Raw genomic sequence first — 22,375 nt, 5'->3', positions numbered from 1 at the left:
CGTGACGGGGAAAGGAAATTAAGGATCGGGAGGATTAACGGTGACGCTGCCGGTTCAGGCGTTTCATACTTTCGATGGCGGCGGCGCGTTTCTGCCAGGCGCTCACGGTTTTACCCGCGCCTGCGCCGGTGAGCCTGCCGGTCGCCGCGGCGACAGCCATGCCGCCTTTCGCAGCCAGGCGGGCTCCGCCCTTTACCCCCGGCCCGGTGAGGTCGGCGGATTTCTTTGCCAGTCCGCTCAGGCCACTCATGGCTGCACCCTGCAGCACCGCCTGTACGGCGGCCCCGCTGAGTGCGCTGGCGAGCTTCGCGGAGAACCAGACCACCACACCCGCCGCTATCCCGGCCAGCAGGCACTGTGCTGCCAGCGTAACCATGTTGCTGACATTGGATGTCCGGGTCGCTGCATCAAGGATTTTATTCAGGTAATTGATGGCGATACGGATTGATAAGGCGGAAAACATGATCGTTAATATTGCCGCGAAAATCGTTTTCAGCCAGTTATCAAACATCGGCTTAAGAAAACCGTACAGCAGGCAGAAAATAAAGAGCGGCGCGGTGGTCGTCATTAACAGGAGGGTGATTTCGGCGAGCAGGTTGACAAAGGTGGCAGCCAGTAACAGAACGATCGCGCCGCCCCATACCAGCACTTCTGCAAAGCCGCCATTCAGTTTGACGTAAGTCGAGGTGTCCATACTGAACAGCGTCTGCCCCAGTGTCTGCGCCTTTTCCCAGACGGTATCAAGCAGCGCCCAGACGTTATCATCGCCGCTGACACCGTCTTTGAATCCCTGGATAGCCGCTACCGCCATATCCAGCCAGCCATCCCGGTTTAACGCAAAGGTGGTGATCAGCAACATTCGCCCCACATCCCAGACGACATCTTCAACCGGGGTCCGGAGTTTGCCAGCCAGCGTCTGGTAACCGCGAAACAGTATAAACAGGGTAAAAGAGCTGGTGATGATGACGCTGATCATCGTGCCGTAAGTGGAAGACTGACCTTCCAGTACGGTATTAAGTCCATCCATGATGTTTTTGTCCATACCAACAAAAATACCACCGGACATGGTGCCTCACCTGATATATAAAGAAAGGAAATAAAAAACAGGGAGAATTCCCTGTTTTGCTGAAGGAGATATTACCGGGTGACGGATTTTCTCTTTTCGGCTTCCTGCTGAAAGAGTGTCTCAAATTTTTCTTTTATTCCGGCCTTGCCAATTTGAGCAAACATAATGGCAGCCCGTTGAGCAAACTCACAGTTATCGCTTGCCTCGCCATCCTTCAGGCATTGTGTATAAACCGCATAAGTTTCGTCAGGATGCTGCTTATACCAGGCTTCGGATTTGGTTTCCTTGCAGCCGGACAGTAATATCACGCCTGAGAGTGTGCATAAGGTGAATAAAGATCTGAGCACGGATAACCTCCTTATAAATTATTAAGGTCAGCAACAGGTGCCGTTAACTGCTGCTGTTGAAAGGCTTTCTGTCTTTGCTGTTCCAGCAATGTCGTTCGCTGTTCAGCCTGTCTGACAGACATCTCCCACTGATTCGTCAGCGCATTTAACTGTACGCTTTTCGCCGCGATGGCGTTAGCCAGATCCTGAGACTCTTTCGAGTCCTGCGCATTCGATATACGATCAGATAAGTCTGATATGTCGCTGAGTGTGCTGTTGATCCTGTTTTCAACGTCAGTGGTATTCTCAATCGCCATTGCCTGATTGAGGATCATCTGTTTACAACTGTCGGCCAGGGCCTGAGATTTTATTCCTTCCTGTTCCTCGCTGCATACGCTGAATGATTTGTATTTATTGTAAAGGTTTTGCAGTTCAGAAGAATATGAACTGTTTTGCGTGGTCAGCAGAGCATCCAGTGAAATACCGCTCTTACGGAGATTATCAATATCGGTTTTCAGACTTCGGGCATCGCTGAGAAAACCCTGAATATCCCGCACGCCGGTTGCGGTAGCCAGTTGCTTCTTATATGCATCAAGTTCACATTTATAATGGGTAGCCGTATCTTCCCATTGCTGTAGTTTCTGCATCCACTGATTAATGGATTCGGTATTCTGCACGGCGTCGAAAACCGGTATTCCGGCGCTGAACGCCTGCGTCGAGAAAAATAAAGATAATGCCAGAAAGTGATTCCTGGAACGCATTGATATTACCTCCGGATGGCTTTCAGATTGCCCGCTCAAGGAAAGCGTCTTTCCATTCATCAGGTCGCATACCGTCCTGATAAATGGCATCGAATATTTTCAGGTTGTCCTCACTGCCGCTGAGAAGCCGGGTGAGTTTACCCAGTCCGGACAGATCCATTTTTGCCATCGCCACAAACGGGCGGGTTTCCCCGGCCCGCAGCGGGGTTTTCAGGATGACCATATAATGCTCGCCCGGATCCAGGTTTCTGACCGTGTCATAAACGCTGTCCGGTACTTTCATTTTCTCCACGTAATCCGCATAGCTGGCTTTCGGATTGGCGAGGAAAATCTGGGTACCGCATTGCTCAATAATCGCCGGGGCGATGGGGTGTCTGACGATCTCATCCGGTGACTGTGTTGCCGGAACGAAGATACCGTTCAGCTTGCGGATGACTTTCAGCATATTGAGCGAGAAGCGGGAAAATTCGACATCGGCCAGCCAGCGCCAGAACTCATCCATAAACATCACCAGGCGGCGACCGTCCAGAAGACTGGTCACACGGTACAGCAGGTAAAAGGTCACGGGGCCGCGAATATCGTCATCATCCAGAAATTCAGTGCCGTCGATACCAAAGTTATCAACATCGCTGATGGTGAAAGTATCAGCCTCGTTATCAAACACCCAGCCGAACTCGCCCCCCTGCGCCCACTGTTTCAGGCGAATACGCAGCCCGTTGGTGCGGGCATCTGTGGTCGGCGGCTCCGGCAGCACTTCCAGCAGCCGGGATATCCCGAATCGACGGTACTCAGGCGGATAGTCCAGCATGATGGTGTCCACGGCGGCACTGATCCGCTCCTCATCGCGCGGATCGAGCGGCTTACCGTTGCGGCGGCACAGTATGCGCACCAGCCGTTTGATAAAAATGATGTTCCGGCGGGTTGGCTCCAGCGCAAACGGGTTGAAGCCGGTGGGCTCACCGGTACGGATACGGAAATAACGGCCGCCCGCCTGGCGGATCGCCATCTCCGCCGCCCGGTCCTTATCGAAATACACCGTGGTCAGCCGTTTGAGGGGCACAGAAGGTGCAAACGACACCGGGTTACGGTACTTCTGCATCAGTTGTTGCATGACGGTCATCAGCAGGGTTTTACCGGAGCCGGTTTTCCCGATAATCGCCGTATTCCCCGGCGTTTTCTCACCGGTGTCATCCCGCCCGGCCTGGCTGTCATGCAGGTTGAGGTAATACCCGCCACCGCCGGGAGATGTGAGGAGGGCGATGGCTTCCCCCCACGGATTACCGCTGCGTTTGTGGGGATGGAAGTTATGCAGGCAGGCCATATCGGCAAAATTCTGGCTGCTGACGGCCACCAGCCGGGGGCGCAGCGTATAGACGCCCGGCAGTTGCGCCAGATACGCGGCGGGGAGTGACAGGGTGGAGAGCGTCGTCATAATGCCAAGATCGGTGAAGGGCTGAGCCAGCGCGTTAGTGTCTTTTACCACCTGGAGGGCACTGTCTGAGGAGACCAGAAGGGAAAAGTGGAATTTACCGCACGACACATGTCCGGACTGAAGCAGATCGCGCAGGACAATCAGCTCTTCACGCTGGGAAATCGCGTCATCGTCTGCCGAATTCAGCCGTTTTTCCGCCAGCCGGATATGATTCTGCGCCTCATCCCGTGCCATACAGGTAAAGGACTGCGTCAGAACATACTCGCTTTCAGCGTAAAGCATACCGGTATGGGTTTCCGGGGAATAATCCTTAATCTCCAGGCTGCGGAAGAAGCGGGAACCGCTGACCGTCTGGCATTCACCGGTGTCGGTGGTGAAAAAGACGTCCGGCGTGCTTAATGTTTCATAAAACGGCGAGCGCGTTACGGCCACTTTCTGCCACTGTCCGGTGATCAGGCGGTGGAAGAACGCCAGTTGCGAGGAATATACCCGCCCGTTTTCTTCATATACCCCCAGCGGCGTTGCCATATAGCGGGATAATGAAGATTCCAGAGATTTGCGGTATTCCAGCATGATTTTGAGCGCGTCATCCAGCGCCGCCCGGCGTTTACCGTGCGGTTGCGCTTTCATTGCTTTCTTCTCAATTTGAGAGAACGGCGCGTAGCAGACGGTGAAAAACAGCCGGTGCCGCCAGAACGGTTTTTCTTTTACCGGCTGGTAATATCGCCGGGTCACGTCATCGGAAAAGGGAATACCCGAACAGGCTTCAAAAGCATCATGGTATTTTTCACGAAGCCGGTGAATATAGAATGTTACCGGCAGACCCTCATATGAACGAATAACGTTATTCAGGTGTGTAGCCATCAGAGTCAGATGATGTTCGTCTTCACATTCAAAGACTGTGCCGCCCAGCTCCCAGGTGGCAACAAAATCACGGTGATGGTTTCTGATGACGTAAGGGTGAATATGGGAGGAGTACGGAATATATTTATCCAGCGTAATACGCTCGTTTAATTTCATCTTCTGAATAAACTCCGAGACATCAACGTTATCGTACTGGTTTGCCAGAAAGGCATTCGCGCCAAAATGGGTATTGGTGAAAAGTCGTCCACGGGTTTTAAACGCCAGCCAGAGCAGACTGAAATAATGAGTGTCCTTTCGGGCTTTATTTTTCATTTCCGCCCAGGCCGGGAGCAGCAACAGTGCCAGGTAATAGCTGAAATAGACCGCCAGCAGGACGATGGCCCCGCTGACGAGAACGAACGGCACCAGAGGAATACCCATAATGGCGGCAGGCCGCGTTAGTGCTTTATTCAGCGTAGCCATCGTTGCCTCTCTTATGACGCCCAGTAGGCACCGAAGCCGGACGCGCCGACAATCAGGATCGCGCCGATGATGACGTTACGCATGTCGTGCAGGCTCTTGCCGTCGAACAGCACCTTGTAGCCCACCCACATGGTCGCCAGCGTGATAGTGACAGCTGCCAGTCCCAGGAGACCGGTTGAGGTGTTGCTCAGTGTTTCATTCGCCTTGTTAAATCCGCCATCTACCGCTAGCGCCGGAGTGGACAGCAGTAAGGAAGTAACTGTTGTATTGCATTTGCGCATGATTATTTTTCCTCATGAATGGCAACAGGAACGGTGCCGCGAATGACGGTTTTGGGATAATGCAGAGAAGTCAGAACCGCCCTGGAGACATCGGCAGGCTCCCCGCGCAGTACAACGGCAGGGTAATGAACAGGTGGTGGCGCGTTTCTATCAGGAGCACGCGGGCGGTCTTCCTGTGTGGACGGAACGGCATAACCAATGCGCTGCACATAGCTGGTCTGGTCAAAGGCAGATTCTGATCGCAAGCCAGTTTCAAAGTTGCCGGAGTAATAGCAACTTAGCGCTCGTTTCAGGGTGCCACCGCGTTGGTAACAGTCAGTAAGTATGCGTTCAAAGACGGAAAGATTGACGCAGGGATCGAGCAGATCGCGGGCGTTCACATCATAGTGACGAAAATTGGAACTGGTTATTTGCATCAGTCCCACAGAGTAACGGCGGCCCTGAGCCATCAGGCGGCGGAGAATATGCTCTGCCTCTCCCCGCCTGATTGGCTGGTGAGAAATAACGTGTTTATTGCCGTAAGATGTTTCGGATTTCGGGACTATCTCGGCGATGGCGTACGGGTTAAAACCGGATTCCACCCGTGCCACGTCGAGTGCCGTGGACGGATGAATGCTGGCGGCGCATTGCATGGCCGCCGCCAGAAAGGCAGTGGTGGAAAGCATGATGGCCTCAGAAAGCAGACAGCATGCAGGGTCAGTTGACGCTGCATGCTGTGGAGTCAGAATTAAGGGGAATTACTGTGCGGTTTCAACAGAAGCCGTGCTCTGCGGCGGATTGTTTTCCTCGCTGGGTTCTAGCAGGATCAGTTTGCCGTAGATGGCAATACCGGGTGTAAGGACAATATTCAGACCGGCTTTACCGTGGTGAGCAAAGGCAACGCCGACTTTTGTCCAGTATGTATTTTTCTCGCCCTGAGTGTCCGGCTGACTTTCCTGGACAACATAGGCGTAATAATCGGGTTTTCTCATGATGAGCCCTTTTAATAAGACAGTTAAAAATACGTTCTTTCATCACATCCCGGTTCTGCATTCCGGTTTTAACGGGTCAGCGAGAACATTCAGCGGCAACCTGAATTGTGGTTGTGTGACAGCCCGTCCCATATTTTTAAAGAGCAATCCCCAGCCCGGACGAGTTAACGTCCATAAGTTCAGTTGTTAAGAGTGGTGTATTAAGGATGAATGATAAGAATTTATTTTTGAACAGGAAATTAAAAATTAAAATAAAAGAGTTTATGGGGGTGATTATGAATGCTGGGGGGAGGGTTGCAGAATAAAATATAAAGCTTTATATGTATTTTAAAGTATATATAAAGACGTGGAGAGAAATCTCCCCACGTCTTACCGATTAAATTAACGTCGGCGGCGTTCAAGTTTTTCCTGACATTCCGTACAGGTCGTTATACCCGGCAGTGTCTGACGCCTTTTTTCCGGAATGGTTTTACCACACAAACGACAATGGAGCAGCGAGGGCATTCCCCCCGGTCTGAAACGGCTCTGTTCAATCATCTCTTCCAATCGTTGCTCATTGAAGGCCTGATCGCGGTCGATCTCATCCGGCATGCGATGCCCTCCAACTGGCAACTTCCTGCTCGCAAAGAGTAATCCGCTTCCAGACTGTGGTGAGTGCTAAATAGCTTTGCATATTACCGCTCCACTTTGGTCAGTCCGTGCTGATTACCCGGAAACGGTGAGGCGGCCTTCATAAACTGAGTAACACGGTTGAGTAATTGCCACATATACCGACATTGATGATTACGCGTTACCGTTTCATGTAACGACAACCATAGCCGCTCTATCGGGTTTAGCCACGGAGAATAGATTGGCAAAAACAGTATCCTGAACTTTTTATTACCTGCTAACCATCGTTCGACCTTGCGGCTTTTGTGAATGATATAATTGTCAACCACCAACGTTATCGTTCTGGCCCGCCGATATGTTCGTTTCAATATTACTAACAGATTGATAAATAAGTCAGAGTTCTTACTGCTGCCGCTGACATAATGGACTTGTCCTGTCCCTGCATGCAGCGCGCCCGCCAGGTAATGTTTTTGATTTATCCCCGGCGTGGCGATGCGTTTTTGCTGTCCTTTTAGACACCAGTCCGAGCCAATTTTCGGGTTTAAATCGATATCGACTTCATCTTGATAAAACACCGGATTATCAACCGAGTTTTGCACCAGAGCTTGCTCGATGGCTGTCCGTTTTTCCTCATATTGAGGGTCTTTTATCTTCAGTGTCGGCGCGGCTCTGCGCCAGACAAGGCCAGCCTGTCGCAGGTAGCGGTGCAATGTGACGGGATGAAGCGAGATATCAAAAAGCCGATTAACGACAAGCGCCAAAAGTTCGGTACTCCAGCGGGAGCGCAGCCAGCCGAAATCCTGTGGTGAACGCTGCACAAGAAGCGGCAGAATGCGCAAGATATCATCAACCGGCCACTGTGGCTCACGACCGGGCTTGAGACTTTTTAATCCATTAACACCATATAAAGTAAACAAATTAATCCACCGACCTACCGAGGAACGAGCCGCACACAATATTCTGGCGACCTCAGTAACGGTCATTCCTTGATGCAACATGAGCATCGCCATCAGTCGGCGAGCGTGGTTTTTATCATGAGTTTGTTGAGCTTCTCTTTTCATAAGACGTCGTTCTTCATCAGGGATAAATGCTATGATCGGCATAACTCAGTCCGGTTAGTGATGTGGGATATTTGGCGATTGATCAGATCGCTTAAATCGGACTGAGTTCCCTTCGAGTGATGTGATGGACGTCCCTCCTCAACATAATCCTGCCACACTTATGTTGAGCCGTCCCATTTATAGAGGAACAACATCATGAACACGATAAAAGTCGTCGGTATCGATCTGGCTAAATCCGTTTTTCAGCTTTGTGTCTGGATGAATGATGGGACCGTTGCCTGGAATCGAAAAGTTTCTCGCAGCAAGCTGTTAGATACTGTTCGTCAATTCCCGCCGGATACACTTATCGCAATGGAAGCTTGTGCAACCTCGCATTACTGGGGGCGGACTTTCCAATCCATGGGATACGCCATCCGGCTCATTCCAACCCAACATGTAAAGGCGTTAACTCGTCATCAGAAAAATGATGCCAATGATGCTCTAGCAATATGTGAGACGGCATTTCGTCCGGGGATTCACTTTGTTGCTGTAAAAACTCTTGAGCAGCAAGATATCAAAGCGCTGCGTTGTGCCCGTCAGTTGATGGTCGAACAGCGCACCGCCGCCGCCAATCAAATTCGTGCTCTGGCCGCTGAGCAGGGCTTCGAGTTCCCGGTTGGGATACACACTTTGCAACAGCGATTACCCGATTTGATTGAAGATGCGGAAAAGCCTGTGTCTCCGGTATTACGCCATTTGCTTTCCACTTTATTGGAAAACATCCACACACTGAATGAATATATTCGTTCAACAGAATATGAAATCGCAGCATTGTGTCAACAGCAACCCCGGTATCGAGCACTGATGACTATACCGGGTGTTGGCCCGCTCATCGCCGCCGCTTTTTTAAGTGAGGTTGATGCAGAACAATTTGCTAACGGAAGACAACTTTCCGCCTGGTGTGGTCTGGTTCCCCGGCAACATAGTTCCGGCGGGAAACACATCCTCACTTCGATGACTAAAAATGGTAACTGCGACCTTCGGACACTCATCATTCATGGAGCCAGAGCGGTCATGCGCTGTGCCCAAAAGCGGGATGACCGTCTTGGAAGATGGCTTAATCATGTCACTGAGCGACGGGGAAAAATGAAAGCCACCGTGGCGCTGGCAAATAAGTTAACACGTATTGTCTGGCGGTTGCTGTCTGAACCGGTTGATTTCAATATGGATAAGGCATTTGCGATGAAGTAATGATTTAGTTCGGCACAAAGTAAAAGATTTCCTGAGTTTGCAGGCACTGATGAGAAAACGGTAAACCAACCCTGTAATAACCTGAAGTAGATCCAGGTAGAAAATACCGGTCAAGTGATAAGGAAACAGGGTGCGGATGACATCATGGCGCGGGAAAATTTTCCCAAAAAGACGCCGGATATATGACAGCAAACCGTATCACGTCAGTACTTGTACGCCACGGGACGTCCATATATGATCTACTATTTTGCAAAGCTATTTAGTACCCATTAGGTTAAAAATTGCGGGCAACATGCGTAAAAGTGAACGGGATCATATTCTGCTGACGACGAGCAGACTACGCTTCTTACATACTGACAGATAATCAGTTATCCACGTAGGGAGAGGTGATTATGTACACAAGCATCCTGGTGCCAGTAGATATAGAAGAAGATGAACTCACCAAACATGCGCTTACGCATGCAGTCAGGTTGGCTAAAATGTCAGGTGCTGCAATACACCTCTTTCATGCCCTTCCTGATGCCTCGGCATTTTTATCCGCTTATTCTTTTGGAATAAAAGAGTTTGAGAATGAAGCCGTGGTGAAGGCGAATGACAAGCTTAAATTACTGATGAAAACGATCGAGCTTCCTGCATCGCGTGTGTCATGTAGTGTTAGTTTTGGCTCGGCCAGAGACGAAGTACTATCGTTGGCAGAGGAAATTAATGCGGATTTAATTGTAATTGGTTCGCGACGGCCGGATGTGAAAACCTATTTACTCGGCTCAAATGCTGCCGCCATCGTTCGCCATGCAAAGATGTCCGTATTAGTGGTTCGTTAATTCTTTGTCTAACGCTGCTGCTCATTTGGGGTTGGTATCATCAGCAGCGTTGCTATGCCTTAGTATGACGATCGCAATATTCAACACGTTCGATTAACCGTTCGATCTCACAATCGGAAAATACGTCGATACCATGGTGACGTAACAATTCGGCGGTAACACCGCTGCCTTTCATTTGTGAGCCATCAAATCGTCCGCTGTATATAATATTGCTGCCACAGGATGGGCTCCCTTCCGTAAGGAGAGCAAAGCGGCAGTTATGCTGTTGTGCCATTTGTAGTGTTAACCACGCTCCCAGAATATAACGCGCGGTCACATCGCTGCCGGTTGCTTCGACAACTCTGGCACCCGCCTTGATAACTGAACTGTCACCAGAGGCCGGAATAATCTCCGCTGAAGGTCTGGGGGTTGAGAAACCGGCAGCCAGTTCCGGGCAAAATGTGACCAACCGTGCCTGTTGTCGCCACTGAGCAAGATAGTCGCTGACAGATTTTTTTTCAGTGCCGTTATAGCGCACGGGGAAACCTGATAGGCAAGCACTGATCAGAATGTTACTCATCGCGGGGCATTCTCTCTAGAAGGTGAGCATCGGTGTTACGGCATTGAGTCATCAAGCCTGTCAGGAAGATAAACACCACATTAAAAAATTGAGAACAACAAAACAACAGGAAAGCTCAACGGCCAGGTTAGAGCCACCATTAACGACGCAAAAAAGCGAATGAATAGGGATTTATCTTTACTTAACAAGAAAGTAACGATCAAGGAAACGATAAAACCGATCGTGTAGGTAAGTTTAATGAGTTCCCATAGGGAGTGATGTGGCACGTTTGTTTCCTTTTATCCTCGAAGCGCCTGCATTTTATGTCGTTAATATTTTATGATCAATTTTTTAACCCATAATGAGTAGTTAGGTAAGACCCTGTTCGGTAGTACTTATTTTGTACTACAGTTAACAACCTCTGCGTAAAGTGAGACCTTCGGTATGAAAATAACGCAGGCTGTTGCGATGGTTTTTGCTGTGACCTTGCTTTCCTTTTCTACACCCAGTATGGCGAAAAATTCTCGGATTTCTGACGAGCAGATCAAAGAAAAGATCATCCAGGCATCGATTTCTGCCTATTCAGGAAATTGTCCTTGTCCTTATAATTCAGCACGTAATGGTAGTCAGTGTGGTAAGCGTAGTGCATGGAGTCGGGCAGGGGGCTATTCGCCAATTTGTTACAAAGGTGATGTGAGCAGAAAAATGATTGACGACTGGAAAATGAAAAACGGAAATAAATAGCGCATATTGAAGAAATAAAAATAGTGAAATAATAATCTCCGAGCTAAGAAAATAATGGCGTCATTTTTATGACAGAAATATTAAATTTTTATTTCACTATAGACATTGCTGACTCGGTGTCATAGGTTACTCTTTTACCCCATGAGAAAGGTAATAAAATGAGTGAGATATCTAGCCTGTCCCTGAAAATTTCCCCTGAGCTGAAAGAAAAAATCAAAGCTGCAGCCCTGGAAAACGAAGTATCAATCAGTGCAGAAGTCAGTGCCCGGTTACTGCGGAGCTTTGATGAAAGCCATCTAATCTCTGATCCGTCTTCTGAATCGGTGGATAGCCAGGGAACTGAAGAGGTAGGTACAGAAGCGCCATTGACGCAAAAAGAACTCAAAAAACTTCGGGAATTACTGAAAGGTAAATCCAAAGTAACGTCTAAGAAAAAGTAATACTGAAATATGACTCGGATCTCTGAACAGTGTAGAAATAAATAAAAACATTAAATCACTCAGCCATCTTGATAAAAAAGTGGCTGGGTGAGTCTTTTTTTGCCTGGGGCATGATGTTCGTATAGAAAGTGAAAATCATTGGAATGAAGGTTTTCTCATACTATTCGTTTATTTATATATATCCCTATTCCCTGTGCACGACATAATATCAATCAACATATTTTTATTTAAAATTATGACAAATTGTTATTATTTATTTTTGGGTTTATTGTTATATCTTAAATGCAATTTTTATGTTTATTGAAAATGCATATATCTTATAAGTAGATAGATTGTTGTAAAATGATCGATTAAGTAGATATGAATACCATAAGTTAGAAAATATAAAGATTATCTACAAAAGGCCGATACCGACGTTGGCGTAAGGAAAATTTGCTCTGACGTGTATTGGTATTTGTCGTTGCTATTCAATCCTAATTTTAGCCATGGTGATCCTCCCAAATTTTATGGGATGTTAGTATGTAAAGTCAGGTAACTGCGCCACGAAGCGTGTGGTTTGATGAGCATATCTACTTGCATATTGTTTAAAAGCCTATAAACGATTTGCTCAGGGATGTGTATTTTTTGTTATGAAAAAGAATATTGGAGCTATCTGCATTTATTAATAAATATTAATTTTTTAAATTACGTATTTTTATACAGATAGAGAATGTTAATTAAGGAGATGTTAATGGGTTTGTCTAACTGGCGTATAGGATATCGATTGGGAGCAGGGTTTTCTTTTCTGATGCTAATGCTTCTGATAATTGGCAGCGTTGCAATTTCAAAGCTAAGTGATTTTCATGAGAAAATGGATGATATTGTTTCTCAAAACTACCCATTAACCGTCAAGAGCAATAAACTCATTGATGAGCTAAATGGCTACCTCAACAATCAGCAACTGTTGTTATTACTTAAATCAGAAAGTGAAATCAATAAACAGTTGTCGTTGAACAAAGCGCGTTCAGGAAAGATATCTGAACTCATGGAATATTTGAATCAATCCGTTAATGATGATAAATCGATTGCAGTACTGCGCGATATTGGCGATATCCGACGCGATTTTCTTGGTTCAGCGAACAAACTTTCTTCACTGGTCTTGGCAGGGAATACGAATGCGGCGGCTGAAGAATATTTCAATGTCACACGTGTTACTCAAGAGAAATACACTAGCAAAGTAAAGGCGTTCATCGATATACAGGATGATAAGATGTCATCTTCAGCGCTAGAAGTTGGTGAAAGCTATAAAAATGCGCTGATGGTCCTCGCTACCATCATTATAATTAGTGCACTGGCGGGACTAATTATTGCTTCATTGATTACCCGCAGCGTAACGCAACCGCTACAGGAGGCTCTCGTTGTTGCCGAAAATGTCGCAAAAGGTGATTTGACCTCTGAGGTTTATACCGACCGTAAAGATGAGACGGGTCAGCTGTTATCCGCCCTGAATAACATGAACGGTAGTTTGAGGCAGATTGTCAGTCAGGTGCGTGACGGCGCAGAAACGATCTCCAGCGCCGCATCGCAAATTGCTGCGGGGAATCAGGATTTATCCGCCAGAACGGAAGAGCAGGCAAGTTCGCTGGAAGAAACCGCGTCATCAATGGAACAGTTGACGTCGACGATAAGAAATACTGCGGATAATACGGCGCAGGCGACAGATCTTGCGGCCAGCGCTTCTGCAACCGTGAAGAAAAGTGGCGCGATGATGGAAACAGTAACGCAGGAGATGCGTGGTATTCGCGATTCGTCACAGCGTATGGCGGAAATTATCGGTGTAATTGATGGCATTGCTTTCCAAACCAATATTCTGGCGCTCAATGCGGCCGTCGAGGCCGCGCGTGCGGGTGAACAGGGGCGAGGGTTTGCCGTTGTCGCCAGTGAAGTTCGTGCGCTGGCTCAGCGAAGCGCTACGGCGGCAAAAGAAATCAAAGAACTTATCGATGATTCGTTTAAGAAAGTGCAGGATGGCATGGGACTGGTGGAAGAAACTGGCATCACGATGAATTCACTGGTGACGAATGTGCAGGGCGTAACAGGAATCATCAGCGAAATTGCGCAGGCCAGTCGTGAGCAAAGTGATGGCATCAATCAAATCAATCTGGCCGTGGGGCAGATTGATACCACAACCCAACAAAATGCGGCATTGGTTGAAGAATCTGCTGCTGCGGCTCTCTCTTTACAGGATCAGGCAAATAGCCTCGCGCGTACGGTCAGCGTATTCAACCTCGGTGCATCTTATAAAAGTGCTGCGTTAACGAGAAAAGCAGAAACGCCTGCGCTGGCTGCACCTAACAGTGCCCGAACGGAAAAAACGTCTGGCAAAGGTGAATTGGCGGACTGGACCACATTCTAATTCCTTGTTGCTAATCGACTCTTACTGATTGACCGCCATTGTATTGCACAAATTGTGTTACACAATGGCGGTTTTTTTCTATTGCTGAGTCAAGTGATGATAACCGTGAAGAAATCAGTTTTTGACAATAGCCCGTTTGGGATAGCTTATATACCATCGAACAACGTCAATCAGTAGGAAGACGAGTAGGCTGACTCCCATAACGGGCAAACTCAGCGCCAGCATCAGCGTAATGAGCGCAATCAATACCCGGTGAAAAACTGGCACGTGCAATAGTGCCGCTGTCAGCGTGTTGACTGGATTCGCGCCATGACGATATTTGGGACGACGTATCCACCACATCCGGTAGCCCCACACGATCATCGCGCAAAGCCCAAGGCCAAATGCCGCAAGAATCAACTGATTTGGTAAACCGAATAACACGCCCATGTGCGCATCCACTCCCCAACGGGTGAGTTTGGCGGCAAGTGGGAAGGTGTTGAAATCGGTTTTGTCTACAATCTCCAACGTATCAGGGTTAATCGACACGGCATCAACCTGCGTTGGCCAAGAATGATCGATCTCACTGACGGTCCAGGCTCGGTGTGGTTTGGTTGCAGGACGAATTTCGATTTTATTGGCATCAATCCTGGCATCACGTGCGGTGGCCAGTACGTCATCAAATAGCGCGAGTGAATAGGCTTCGACATTTTCCATCGGCATTGACGCATGGTGCTCCGCATGTTCGTCTGTTGTCATCGCCATATCGTGGCCGTGCATCATGTCATGATGAGACATCGGTGCGGACAACTGGGTTTTTACCGATGGGGTTTGCCACCCTAAAGCGGTACGTGCGACAGAGATATTGCCCCCAGCCCACTGCGACCAGGTTAACCCTGTTGCGGAGAAAAAGAGCAAACCAAGTACGAGGCTGAGTCCCGTCGTGGCATGCCAATGGCGTAGGCGTTGCGTTTTCGCTGCCGTCGTCTGACTATTTTTTAATTTCCGCCGTTTGGTTGCTGATGACATCTGCCGGGTTGACCACCAGATGACAATGCCGCCCAAGGCAGCAATCCATAGCCAGGATGCTGCCAGTTCGCTGTAATTACGCCCGACGTCGCCTAATAGCAGCCCGCGATGCAGATAATCAAGCCAGGTACGAAATGGCAGAATGCCACTGGTGCCATAGACAATCTCACTGCCGCGATTTTCCAGTGAGATGGGGTCAATGAAAACAGCACGGCTTTCCGATGGTTCCAACTCCGGTAGGGCAAACATGATCCGGGTCGTTTCTCCCGCGGCAGGTGCAGGGCGTATCGCAAGTAATTTTGCATCCTGACGGTGAGCGAGCCCAGCCTGCGCAACATGGATTTGTTCTGCTAGCGAATGTGGCGCGCCCTGGCTTTCAGTGAAAAGCTGGTGTGAATACAATCGGTTTTCAATCTGCGGCGTTAGGACATACAGCGTTCCTGTCAGGGCTGCGATGAAAATAAAAGGACCGACAAAAATACCAATATAAAAGTGAAGCCGGATGAGCAGGGCAACGATTGCGGCAGCCGTGACCGATGCCTGATTAGGGTGTGACATAGACCCCTCTGAAATTCTTTAGCAAAAAAGGCTCAAACACCATACCTGAAGGGGTATAGCGGATGCGTTATAAATGCCCGCAGGCATGATCGTGCAGCGTTCAGAGCGGTGGTGCACGCACCACAGGAGAGGTGTAACGCTCGGGAAGAGCAATCCGGGAAATAAAATGTATGGCTAGCGTTTCAGATAAAGACGCTGTCAATATGGGATTAGGAGAACCTGTTGCGAACAGCGCTGGCGTATACGCAAAAAGGACACAATAACCACAAGCAGCATGATCCATCATCATAGATGGCGATGCGTGCAAATGGTGTGATTGCGTCGCGTGATGCCCAGACATCGCGTGTCCAGTATGATTGTGATGCTGCTCAGCGATATCGTTGCTGTTACTGGCGGGCTCGGTTATATCATGTACGTTTCTACTATGAGAGGTCGTACTATTGTGCGTGGTAGTGTGATGTGCGGTTGTGCCATCGTCATAAAGCCCATGATCACGAGGCACCAGTGTCTGTGAAATCACTGGCGCAATGAATATGGTCAAAATAGCGAAGATGCCGACCCAGGCTGGGAAACTTCGCCGTCGTAGTGCGGACAAAAGCATAGCAGTCTTAATTCAATCATACCGGGTTCAGCCAAGGAGGATACTTTACTTGTCCTTGCTTTGTTACACAAATGTTTATGCCGACCCTGCTTTAGGCCATCTGTGTGTTAGCGTAGCTACACGTTCCGATTTTTATCGGTGGAGTCATAGAAGGGTTGCAGACGTAAACGGAGTAATCCTACGCCCGTCTAGATCGATATTCGCTATAGTCCGTGGCTGTTTTCCATTTTTACAACCCGATTTATCATGCTTTAGCGTTCTCTTTGTTTAAACGCTAACCTATTATTATGAACAATATCTTTATCAAGTTGTCGGAAAGCTAACTTATCCATTAATATGGATTTTAGTTGATTGAAGCACACCAACAGGGGGAGCTGTGCTGGATAATAAATTTGGGTTTAAACAGCGGGTTGTTAGCCTTCGCTGGCTGTCCGCCGCCATTATGCTGTCTGTAAGCGCAGTGCCTGCTTGGGCATTTTCTATTGATGATGTGGCACAGCAGGCTGAAAAGCTGGCACAAAAGGGTTTTGAAGCGCAGAAAAGTAATCTTCCTGCGCAATTCCGCGATATGAAATTTGCGGACTACCAGCAAATTCGTTTCAATAACGATAAATCATACTGGAATAATGTACAGACACCCTTCAAGTTACAGTTTTACCATCAGGGGATGTATTTTGATACTCCGGTGAAAATTAATGAAGTCACGGCGACAACGGTTGATGAGATTAAATACTCACCTGAGTATTTTGATTTTGGTTCCGTCAATCACGATCCTGAGGCTGTTAAAAACCTCGGCTTTGCCGGTTTTAAAGTTCTCTATCCGATCAATAAAGCAGATAAGAACGATGAAATCGTCAGCATGCTGGGTGCCAGCTATTTCCGTGTGGTAGGTAAAGGCCAGATTTATGGCTTATCCGCCCGTGGTCTGGCTATTGATACCGCATTGCCTTCTGGTGAAGAGTTCCCGCGTTTCCGTGAATTCTGGATTGAACGTCCAAAACCAAATGATAAACACTTGGTGATTTATGCGCTGCTGGATTCACCGCGTGCCGCAGGGGCTTACCGCTTTACCGTGTATCCAGGGCGTGACGGCGTCGTAGATGTTCAGGCTAAAGTCTTCCTGCGTGATAAAGTGGACAAGCTGGGAATTGCTCCGCTGACCAGTATGTATCTGTTTGGGCCGAACCAGCCGTCGCCGACGCTAAACTATCGCCCTGCGCTGAACGACTCCAACGGTTTGTCAATTCATGCCGGTAACGGTGAATGGATTTGGCGTCCGCTGAATAATCCGAAGCACCTGTCAGTGAGTACCTATGCAGTAGAGAACCCGAAAGGATTTGGACTGCTGCAACGTGGCCGCGATTTCACAGCCTATGAAGATCTTGATGACCGCTACGATTTACGTCCAAGCGGTTGGGTTGAGCCGAAAGGCGAGTGGGGCAAAGGGAAAGTTGAGCTGGTTGAAATCCCTACTGCGGATGAAACCAATGACAACATCGTTGCCTTCTGGACGCCGGATGTGTTGCCAGAAACGGGTAAACCGCTGGATATTAAATATCGTCTGCACTTTACGCGCGATGAAGATCAGCTGCATTCCCCGAACGTTGCCTACGTTCAGCAGACTCGCCGTTCTGCCGGTGATGTCAAACAATCTAACCTGATCCGCCAGCCTGACGGCACGATCGCTTATATTGTGGACTTCATTGGGCCGAATTTAAAAGAGCTGGATGAGAACGCTCCGGTAGCCTCTCAGGTCAGCATTGGCGATAACGGCGAAATTGTAGAAAATAATGTTCGCTATAACCCAGTAACTCATGGCTGGCGTCTGACGCTGCGTTTGCGTGTGAAAGATGCGAAACAGCCGACTGAAATGAGAGCTGCGTTGGTTAATGGCGAGACGACACTGACTGAAACCTGGAGCAATCAGCTGCCTGCTAATGAATAAGTCAACTTCTTCTCTCGATTATATTGAGAAACTCCCTCTGCCTGCTGAGCAGGCAGAGGTTCTTCGCGAAAAATTACCGCAAGCGGCCTGGAACGATCAGGCCGTTTTGCATCAGGCCTTATCTGAAGGTAACCAGTCTGAAGGTAATCAGATTAATGTTCAGGCCGAGGAGGATGTTGCGCTGCATTCTGTGCAGGCACGTTTAGACATGGCTTGGTCTGATGGTTTAGATAATGGTAAGCAACTCGGCACAGACAGAGAAGGGCGGACGGCATTAAAAGCGATGCCAGTCATTACCCGCGCTTCGATGTTTCCCGACGTCTGGCGGACTAACCCGCTGGTTCGCTGGTGGGAAAGTCTACTCGGTCGGACTGTGCCACCTCGTCCTCATTACAGCCCGGAAGAGAAAATTTCCGAAAATCGCTGGCGTCTGGTGGGAACTATTCGCCGCTATATCCTGCTGGTGCTGACGCTGTTCCAGACTGCCATTGCAACCTGGTACATGAAAACGATACTGCCTTATCAGGGCTGGGCGTTGATCGATCCGTTTGAAATGGCGGGTCAGCCTTGGACGCGCTCACTGATGCAACTGCTGCCTTACGTGTTGCAAAGCGGCATACTCGTTCTATTTGCAGTGCTGTTCTGTTGGGTATCGGCTGGTTTCTGGACGGCGCTGATGGGATTTCTGCAACTGCTGATTGGGCGAGATAAATACAGTATCTCTTCCACGACGGTGGGTAATGAGGCACTGAACCCTGAGCATCGCACAGCATTGATCATGCCGATTTGTAACGAAGACGTAGAACGTGTGTTTGCGGGGCTACGCGCGACGTATGAATCGGTTGAAGCGACGGGCAACCTTGAGCATTTTGATATTTATGTCCTGAGTGACAGTAACGATCCCGATATCTGTGTGGCAGAGCAAAAAGCCTGGATGGAGCTATGTCGTGATGTTGGGGGAGCTGGGCGAATTTTCTATCGTCGTCGTCGTCGTCGTGTTAAACGTAAAAGCGGCAATATCGATGACTTCTGCCGTCGCTGGGGTAACCAGTATAGCTACATGGTGATTCTGGATGCCGATAGCGTCATGAGCGGTGAATGTCTGACGTCGCTGGTCAGACTGATGGAAGCGAATCCGAATGCGGGTATTATCCAGTCTTCGCCGAAAGCCTCCGGCATGGATACACTGTATGCACGCTGCCAGCAGTTTGCGACGCGTGTTTATGGGCCACTGTTTACCGCTGGCCTGCATTTTTGGCAACTCGGTGAGTCGCATTACTGGGGACATAACGCGATTATCCGCGTGAAACCGTTCATCGAGCACTGTGCGTTAGCACCACTGCCGGGTGAAGGCTCGTTCGCTGGTGCGATTCTTTCTCACGACTTCGTTGAAGCGGCGCTCATGCGTCGTGCCGGATGGGGTGTGTGGATCGCCTACGACCTGCCAGGAAGTTATGAAGAGCTGCCACCTAACTTGTTGGATGAACTGAAGCGTGACCGCCGTTGGTGCCATGGCAACCTGATGAATTTCCGGTTGTTCTTGGTTAAAGGTATGCATCCCGTTCACCGTGCAGTTTTCCTGACTGGCGTGATGTCTTACCTGTCTGCACCGCTATGGTTTATGTTTCTGGTGCTCTCGACGGCCTTGCAGGTCGTGCATACGCTGATGGAACCTCAGTATTTCTTACAGCCCAGACAGTTGTTCCCCGTCTGGCCACAGTGGCGACCAGAACTGGCTATCGCACTCTTCTCCACGACACTTGTGTTGCTGTTTTTGCCAAAACTGCTGAGCGTGATTCTGGTGTGGGCGAAAGGGGCTAAAGAGTACGGCGGTGCTTTCCGCGTGTTCTTTTCCCTGTTGCTGGAGATGCTGTTTTCAGTTCTGCTGGCTCCGGTTCGTATGTTATTCCACACGGTATTTGTGGTTAGCGCGTTCCTCGGCTGGTCAGTGCAGTGGAATTCTCCGCAGCGTGATGATGATGCGACGCCGTGGAGTGAAGCGTTTGTACGCCACGGATCCCAACTGGTTCTGGGGCTGGTCTGGGCGATTGGCATGGCATGGTTGGATTTGCGTTTCTTGTGGTGGCTGTCGCCGATTGTCTTCTCACTGATTCTGTCACCGTTTGTGTCGGTTTATTCAAGCCGTGCAGCATTGGGATTGGGTTGTAAGCGTGCGAAGCTGCTACTGATACCGGAAGAGTTCAACCCGCCGCGTGAATTGGTTGCTACGGATGAATATTGCCGATTGAACCACCAGCGTAGGCTCGATGACGGGTTTATGCAGGCTGTCTTCGATCCGTCCGTTAATGCTCTTGCCAGCGCAATGGCGACGGCACGTCACCGTTTTAGTCGGGCGATTGAGGACGTGCGCGAGCAGAATGTACGTGATGCTTTGAATCGAAAACCGGAAGAAGTGACTAATAATCAGCGTCTGGCGTTGCTTAGCGATCCCGTTACGATCTCGCGCTTGCACTACCATGTATGGCAAAAACCGGAAGCCTATGCGGCGTGGGTTGTGTCTTACCAAAAACTACCCGCACCTCATATCAAAAGCTAACAGTTTGTGGTGTGAAAGAGTGGTAGCATGAAAAAAAGCAACGGCAGTCGCCGTTGCTTCAGACTGCTGACTAACCCCACTTTTTCAGGTGGGGTTCTTCTTTTTTAGCGACCGCAGGTCGCGATCGCGATATTTTTCCACAACCTCGTCATTTGAGCTTTCTGCTTGCCCAAGGCGGCGTATTGACCTTCACAAGACCTTTTCAGCCACACATAAAGACAATAAAGAAGCGCCAGCAGCGCCATCTTCTTCATATTTTGCGCTGTGGCCGCAAGCAGGCACTGCATCTGTACTTTCGACAGTCCACGGAACCGGGCATATCGATGACCATGGTGCTGTTTCGCATCCGCGAAGCTTCTCTCCACCGTTTCTTTACGCCGGGCGTATATCTTTTTGCCCCATTTCGTCAGCCGTAACCTGTTGGCTTCCTCTTTCGATGCTTCCCAGACGTGCCGGGTTAGCGTTTTCTGCGCTTTGCTGTTCTGCGTACACTGCCGTCTCTGCTCACACCGTTGGCACACTGTCGGGTCTGAACGGTAATGTTGATAGCCGTTACGGTCTGTCGTGCTGTAGTTCAGTAACTCCTCTGCCGGGCACACATACACATCGCGCTCCTCATCGTACCTGAAGTGCTTCTTCTGGAACGCGTTCTGACCCTTGTGTGGCCGGCGATAGCCCGGAACCAACGCGATACCCATCTCCTGAGTGAGCTGGCACACCGCCGCCGTGAAGTAACCCGCGTCCACGCCCACCGCCACCGGCTCCAGACCGAAGCGTTCTACCTGCCGCTCGAGTCGCCCGATAAAGGGCTGGCTGTCGTGCACATTGCCTGGTGTCACATGGGTATCCATGATGATGCCATGCTTTCCGTCTACTGTGCGGTGGTCCAGATAGAAGAAGCCTTTCGGCTTGTTGTCCCGGTGCATAAAGCCGCTTTCCGGGTCGGTGGTGCTCACTTTGGTGTTTTTAACGGCGTCGTTTTGGGTTGCTTTTCTTGCGGCGGGCAGCGGCTTTTTTTCGCGTTGTTTCCTGTCGGCCTCCACCGCGTCATTCAGTTGCGTGAAGTATTCACTGACCCCTTCAGGGCGCAGTTCATTCACGGCTTTGCGCGGGTTGGCATCGGCTTTCAGGTGGGTGCTGTCGGTGTAGAGCACACGACCGTTTGCCATACCCTGACTCAGGGCCTGTAACACGATATGGTCAAAAATCTGCTGGAAGACATCGCTGCCGTTAAATCGACGGATACGGTTCTGGCTAAGGGTAGAGGCGTCCGGGACCTTCTCGGTCAAGCCCATGCGCAGGAACCAGCGGTAAGCGACATTGACCTGGATTTCCTTGACCAGACGGCGTTCAGAGGGGACACCGAAGAGGTAGCCCAACCGCATCATTTTAATCAGGCGAACGGGGTCGATAGCAGGCCTGCCGTTATCGGGGCAATAGAGGTGGGAAACGGCATCGCGGATAAATTCAAAATTGATGGCAGCATCGATTTTACGGACCAGATGGTCTTCTGGGACAAGTTCGTCGAGGGTGATGGTTTCAAACTGGTACTGCTGCGGGGAGGGTTCTCTGAGCATGGCGGTCAGTCCGTTTTTTGCACTAACCTTATTAGATCAAAATCCTGGCTTCACGGCCAGGACTTTGTCATCAATCTGAAGCAACGGCAGTCGCCGTTGCTTTTTTTTACCCCTTACAAGGAGTTGCT

Annotated in this window: 21 protein-coding genes; 7 read left to right on the top strand and 14 right to left on the bottom strand. The window is 49.4% G+C overall.

Going from position 1 to position 22,375, the window contains the following annotated elements; all coding sequences use genetic code 11:
- Positions 1–34: 34 nt before the first annotated feature.
- From AACH44_RS12455 to AACH44_RS12415, 9 genes are all read right to left on the bottom strand, one after another.
- Positions 35–1,066, bottom strand: a complete 1,032-nt coding sequence (locus AACH44_RS12455) for a type IV secretion system protein (protein ID WP_261848507.1) — start codon at positions 1,064–1,066, stop codon at positions 35–37.
- Between the two features lie 71 nt (positions 1,067–1,137).
- Positions 1,138–1,413, bottom strand: a complete 276-nt coding sequence (locus AACH44_RS12450) for an EexN family lipoprotein (protein WP_095101046.1) — start codon at positions 1,411–1,413, stop codon at positions 1,138–1,140.
- 11 nt (positions 1,414–1,424) lie between these two features.
- Positions 1,425–2,153, bottom strand: coding sequence for a type IV secretion system protein (locus tag AACH44_RS12445; RefSeq protein WP_261848508.1), 729 nt, complete (start codon positions 2,151–2,153; stop codon positions 1,425–1,427).
- A 22-nt stretch (positions 2,154–2,175) separates the two neighbouring features.
- Complete coding sequence (locus AACH44_RS12440; RefSeq protein WP_261848509.1) at positions 2,176–4,911, bottom strand: VirB3 family type IV secretion system protein; 2,736 nt, start codon at positions 4,909–4,911, stop codon at positions 2,176–2,178.
- Positions 4,912–4,922: 11 nt separating this feature from the next.
- The gene (locus tag AACH44_RS12435; RefSeq protein WP_025760057.1) at positions 4,923–5,192 is read right to left on the bottom strand and encodes a TrbC/VirB2 family protein; all 270 of its coding nucleotides are present in this window, start codon (positions 5,190–5,192) and stop codon (positions 4,923–4,925) included.
- Between the two features lie 2 nt (positions 5,193–5,194).
- Positions 5,195–5,857 carry a lytic transglycosylase domain-containing protein gene (locus tag AACH44_RS12430; RefSeq protein WP_261848510.1) on the bottom strand — a complete coding sequence of 221 codons (663 nt, stop codon included), beginning with the start codon at positions 5,855–5,857 and terminating at the stop codon, positions 5,195–5,197.
- Positions 5,858–5,929: 72 nt separating this feature from the next.
- Complete coding sequence (locus AACH44_RS12425) at positions 5,930–6,163, bottom strand: hypothetical protein (RefSeq protein ID WP_261848511.1); 234 nt, start codon at positions 6,161–6,163, stop codon at positions 5,930–5,932.
- Between the two features lie 381 nt (positions 6,164–6,544).
- A complete protein-coding gene (locus tag AACH44_RS12420) occupies positions 6,545–6,754 on the bottom strand; it encodes a TraR/DksA family transcriptional regulator (RefSeq protein ID WP_261848512.1) in 210 nt (69 codons plus the stop codon).
- A gap of 83 nt (positions 6,755–6,837) precedes the next feature.
- Positions 6,838–7,875 carry an IS630 family transposase gene (locus tag AACH44_RS12415; RefSeq protein ID WP_338659257.1) on the bottom strand — a complete coding sequence of 346 codons (1,038 nt, stop codon included), beginning with the start codon at positions 7,873–7,875 and terminating at the stop codon, positions 6,838–6,840.
- 153 nt (positions 7,876–8,028) lie between these two features.
- Here AACH44_RS12415 and AACH44_RS12410 point away from each other — a divergent pair, with 153 nt between their 5' ends.
- Complete coding sequence (locus AACH44_RS12410) at positions 8,029–9,063, top strand: IS110 family transposase (RefSeq protein ID WP_261850241.1); 1,035 nt, start codon at positions 8,029–8,031, stop codon at positions 9,061–9,063.
- A 392-nt stretch (positions 9,064–9,455) separates the two neighbouring features.
- Positions 9,456–9,884 carry a universal stress protein gene (locus AACH44_RS12405; protein ID WP_261850161.1) on the top strand — a complete coding sequence of 143 codons (429 nt, stop codon included), beginning with the start codon at positions 9,456–9,458 and terminating at the stop codon, positions 9,882–9,884.
- 52 nt (positions 9,885–9,936) lie between these two features.
- Here the strand turns inward: AACH44_RS12405 and AACH44_RS12400 are convergent, their stop codons facing one another.
- Both AACH44_RS12400 and AACH44_RS12395 read right to left on the bottom strand, forming a co-directional pair.
- Entirely contained in the window at positions 9,937–10,443 is a 507-nt protein-coding gene (locus AACH44_RS12400) for a DUF523 domain-containing protein (RefSeq protein ID WP_261850162.1), read from the bottom strand.
- A gap of 80 nt (positions 10,444–10,523) precedes the next feature.
- The gene (locus AACH44_RS12395; protein WP_261850163.1) at positions 10,524–10,709 is read right to left on the bottom strand and encodes a GhoT/OrtT family toxin; all 186 of its coding nucleotides are present in this window, start codon (positions 10,707–10,709) and stop codon (positions 10,524–10,526) included.
- Positions 10,710–10,866: 157 nt separating this feature from the next.
- Between AACH44_RS12395 and AACH44_RS12390 the strand changes: the two genes are divergently transcribed.
- From AACH44_RS12390 to AACH44_RS12380, 3 genes are all read left to right on the top strand, one after another.
- Positions 10,867–11,166, top strand: a complete 300-nt coding sequence (locus tag AACH44_RS12390) for a hypothetical protein (protein ID WP_261850164.1) — start codon at positions 10,867–10,869, stop codon at positions 11,164–11,166.
- A gap of 158 nt (positions 11,167–11,324) precedes the next feature.
- Positions 11,325–11,606, top strand: a complete 282-nt coding sequence (locus tag AACH44_RS12385; protein ID WP_261850165.1) for a hypothetical protein — start codon at positions 11,325–11,327, stop codon at positions 11,604–11,606.
- Between the two features lie 730 nt (positions 11,607–12,336).
- Positions 12,337–14,001: a methyl-accepting chemotaxis protein gene (locus AACH44_RS12380; RefSeq protein WP_261850166.1), complete on the top strand. Its 1,665-nt coding sequence runs from the start codon at positions 12,337–12,339 to the stop codon at positions 13,999–14,001.
- A 114-nt stretch (positions 14,002–14,115) separates the two neighbouring features.
- Here the strand turns inward: AACH44_RS12380 and AACH44_RS12375 are convergent, their stop codons facing one another.
- On the bottom strand, positions 14,116–15,567 hold the full coding sequence (locus tag AACH44_RS12375; RefSeq protein ID WP_338659256.1) for a PepSY-associated TM helix domain-containing protein: 1,452 nt from the start codon (positions 15,565–15,567) through the stop codon (positions 14,116–14,118).
- Positions 15,568–15,667: 100 nt separating this feature from the next.
- On the bottom strand, positions 15,668–16,168 hold the full coding sequence (locus tag AACH44_RS12370; RefSeq protein ID WP_261850168.1) for a DUF2946 domain-containing protein: 501 nt from the start codon (positions 16,166–16,168) through the stop codon (positions 15,668–15,670).
- Between the two features lie 442 nt (positions 16,169–16,610).
- Here AACH44_RS12370 and AACH44_RS12365 point away from each other — a divergent pair, with 442 nt between their 5' ends.
- Both AACH44_RS12365 and mdoH read left to right on the top strand, forming a co-directional pair.
- The gene (locus AACH44_RS12365; protein ID WP_261850170.1) at positions 16,611–18,113 is read left to right on the top strand and encodes a glucan biosynthesis protein G; all 1,503 of its coding nucleotides are present in this window, start codon (positions 16,611–16,613) and stop codon (positions 18,111–18,113) included.
- Positions 18,106–20,670 carry a glucans biosynthesis glucosyltransferase MdoH gene (gene mdoH / locus AACH44_RS12360; protein ID WP_261850169.1) on the top strand — a complete coding sequence of 855 codons (2,565 nt, stop codon included), beginning with the start codon at positions 18,106–18,108 and terminating at the stop codon, positions 20,668–20,670. Before AACH44_RS12365 ends, mdoH begins: the two co-directional genes overlap by 8 nt.
- A 104-nt stretch (positions 20,671–20,774) precedes the next feature.
- Here the strand turns inward: mdoH and AACH44_RS12355 are convergent, their stop codons facing one another.
- Entirely contained in the window at positions 20,775–22,247 is a 1,473-nt protein-coding gene (locus tag AACH44_RS12355; protein ID WP_338659255.1) for an IS1182 family transposase, read from the bottom strand.
- Between the last annotated feature and the right edge of the window lie 128 nt (positions 22,248–22,375).

Source organism: Pectobacterium araliae, assembly GCF_037076465.1.
GTDB classification, from domain to species: Bacteria; Pseudomonadota; Gammaproteobacteria; order Enterobacterales; family Enterobacteriaceae; genus Pectobacterium; species Pectobacterium araliae.
The sequence above is the reverse complement of the archived record's forward strand: the minus strand, read 5'-3'. Positions and strand labels throughout refer to the sequence as shown.

What these genes read in the sequence shown, in the direction of transcription:
- AACH44_RS12455 (WP_261848507.1), bottom strand. Translation starts at nt 1,066, where the DNA reads ATGTCCGGTGGTATTTTTGTTGGTATGGACAAAAACATCATGGATGGA.
- AACH44_RS12445 (WP_261848508.1), bottom strand. Translation starts at nt 2,153, where the DNA reads ATGCGTTCCAGGAATCACTTTCTGGCATTATCTTTATTTTTCTCGACG.
- AACH44_RS12440 (WP_261848509.1), bottom strand. Translation starts at nt 4,911, where the DNA reads ATGGCTACGCTGAATAAAGCACTAACGCGGCCTGCCGCCATTATGGGT.
- AACH44_RS12435 (WP_025760057.1), bottom strand. Translation starts at nt 5,192, where the DNA reads ATGCGCAAATGCAATACAACAGTTACTTCCTTACTGCTGTCCACTCCG.
- AACH44_RS12430 (WP_261848510.1), bottom strand. Translation starts at nt 5,857, where the DNA reads ATGCTTTCCACCACTGCCTTTCTGGCGGCGGCCATGCAATGCGCCGCC.
- AACH44_RS12425 (WP_261848511.1), bottom strand. Translation starts at nt 6,163, where the DNA reads ATGAGAAAACCCGATTATTACGCCTATGTTGTCCAGGAAAGTCAGCCG.
- AACH44_RS12420 (WP_261848512.1), bottom strand. Translation starts at nt 6,754, where the DNA reads ATGCCGGATGAGATCGACCGCGATCAGGCCTTCAATGAGCAACGATTG.
- AACH44_RS12415 (WP_338659257.1), bottom strand. Translation starts at nt 7,875, where the DNA reads ATGCCGATCATAGCATTTATCCCTGATGAAGAACGACGTCTTATGAAA.
- AACH44_RS12410 (WP_261850241.1), top strand. Translation starts at nt 8,029, where the DNA reads ATGAACACGATAAAAGTCGTCGGTATCGATCTGGCTAAATCCGTTTTT.
- AACH44_RS12405 (WP_261850161.1), top strand. Translation starts at nt 9,456, where the DNA reads ATGTACACAAGCATCCTGGTGCCAGTAGATATAGAAGAAGATGAACTC.
- AACH44_RS12400 (WP_261850162.1), bottom strand. Translation starts at nt 10,443, where the DNA reads ATGAGTAACATTCTGATCAGTGCTTGCCTATCAGGTTTCCCCGTGCGC.
- AACH44_RS12390 (WP_261850164.1), top strand. Translation starts at nt 10,867, where the DNA reads ATGAAAATAACGCAGGCTGTTGCGATGGTTTTTGCTGTGACCTTGCTT.
- AACH44_RS12385 (WP_261850165.1), top strand. Translation starts at nt 11,325, where the DNA reads ATGAGTGAGATATCTAGCCTGTCCCTGAAAATTTCCCCTGAGCTGAAA.
- AACH44_RS12380 (WP_261850166.1), top strand. Translation starts at nt 12,337, where the DNA reads ATGGGTTTGTCTAACTGGCGTATAGGATATCGATTGGGAGCAGGGTTT.
- AACH44_RS12375 (WP_338659256.1), bottom strand. Translation starts at nt 15,567, where the DNA reads ATGTCACACCCTAATCAGGCATCGGTCACGGCTGCCGCAATCGTTGCC.
- AACH44_RS12370 (WP_261850168.1), bottom strand. Translation starts at nt 16,168, where the DNA reads ATGCTTTTGTCCGCACTACGACGGCGAAGTTTCCCAGCCTGGGTCGGC.
- AACH44_RS12365 (WP_261850170.1), top strand. Translation starts at nt 16,611, where the DNA reads ATGCTGTCTGTAAGCGCAGTGCCTGCTTGGGCATTTTCTATTGATGAT.
- mdoH (WP_261850169.1), top strand. Translation starts at nt 18,106, where the DNA reads ATGAATAAGTCAACTTCTTCTCTCGATTATATTGAGAAACTCCCTCTG.
- AACH44_RS12355 (WP_338659255.1), bottom strand. Translation starts at nt 22,247, where the DNA reads ATGCTCAGAGAACCCTCCCCGCAGCAGTACCAGTTTGAAACCATCACC.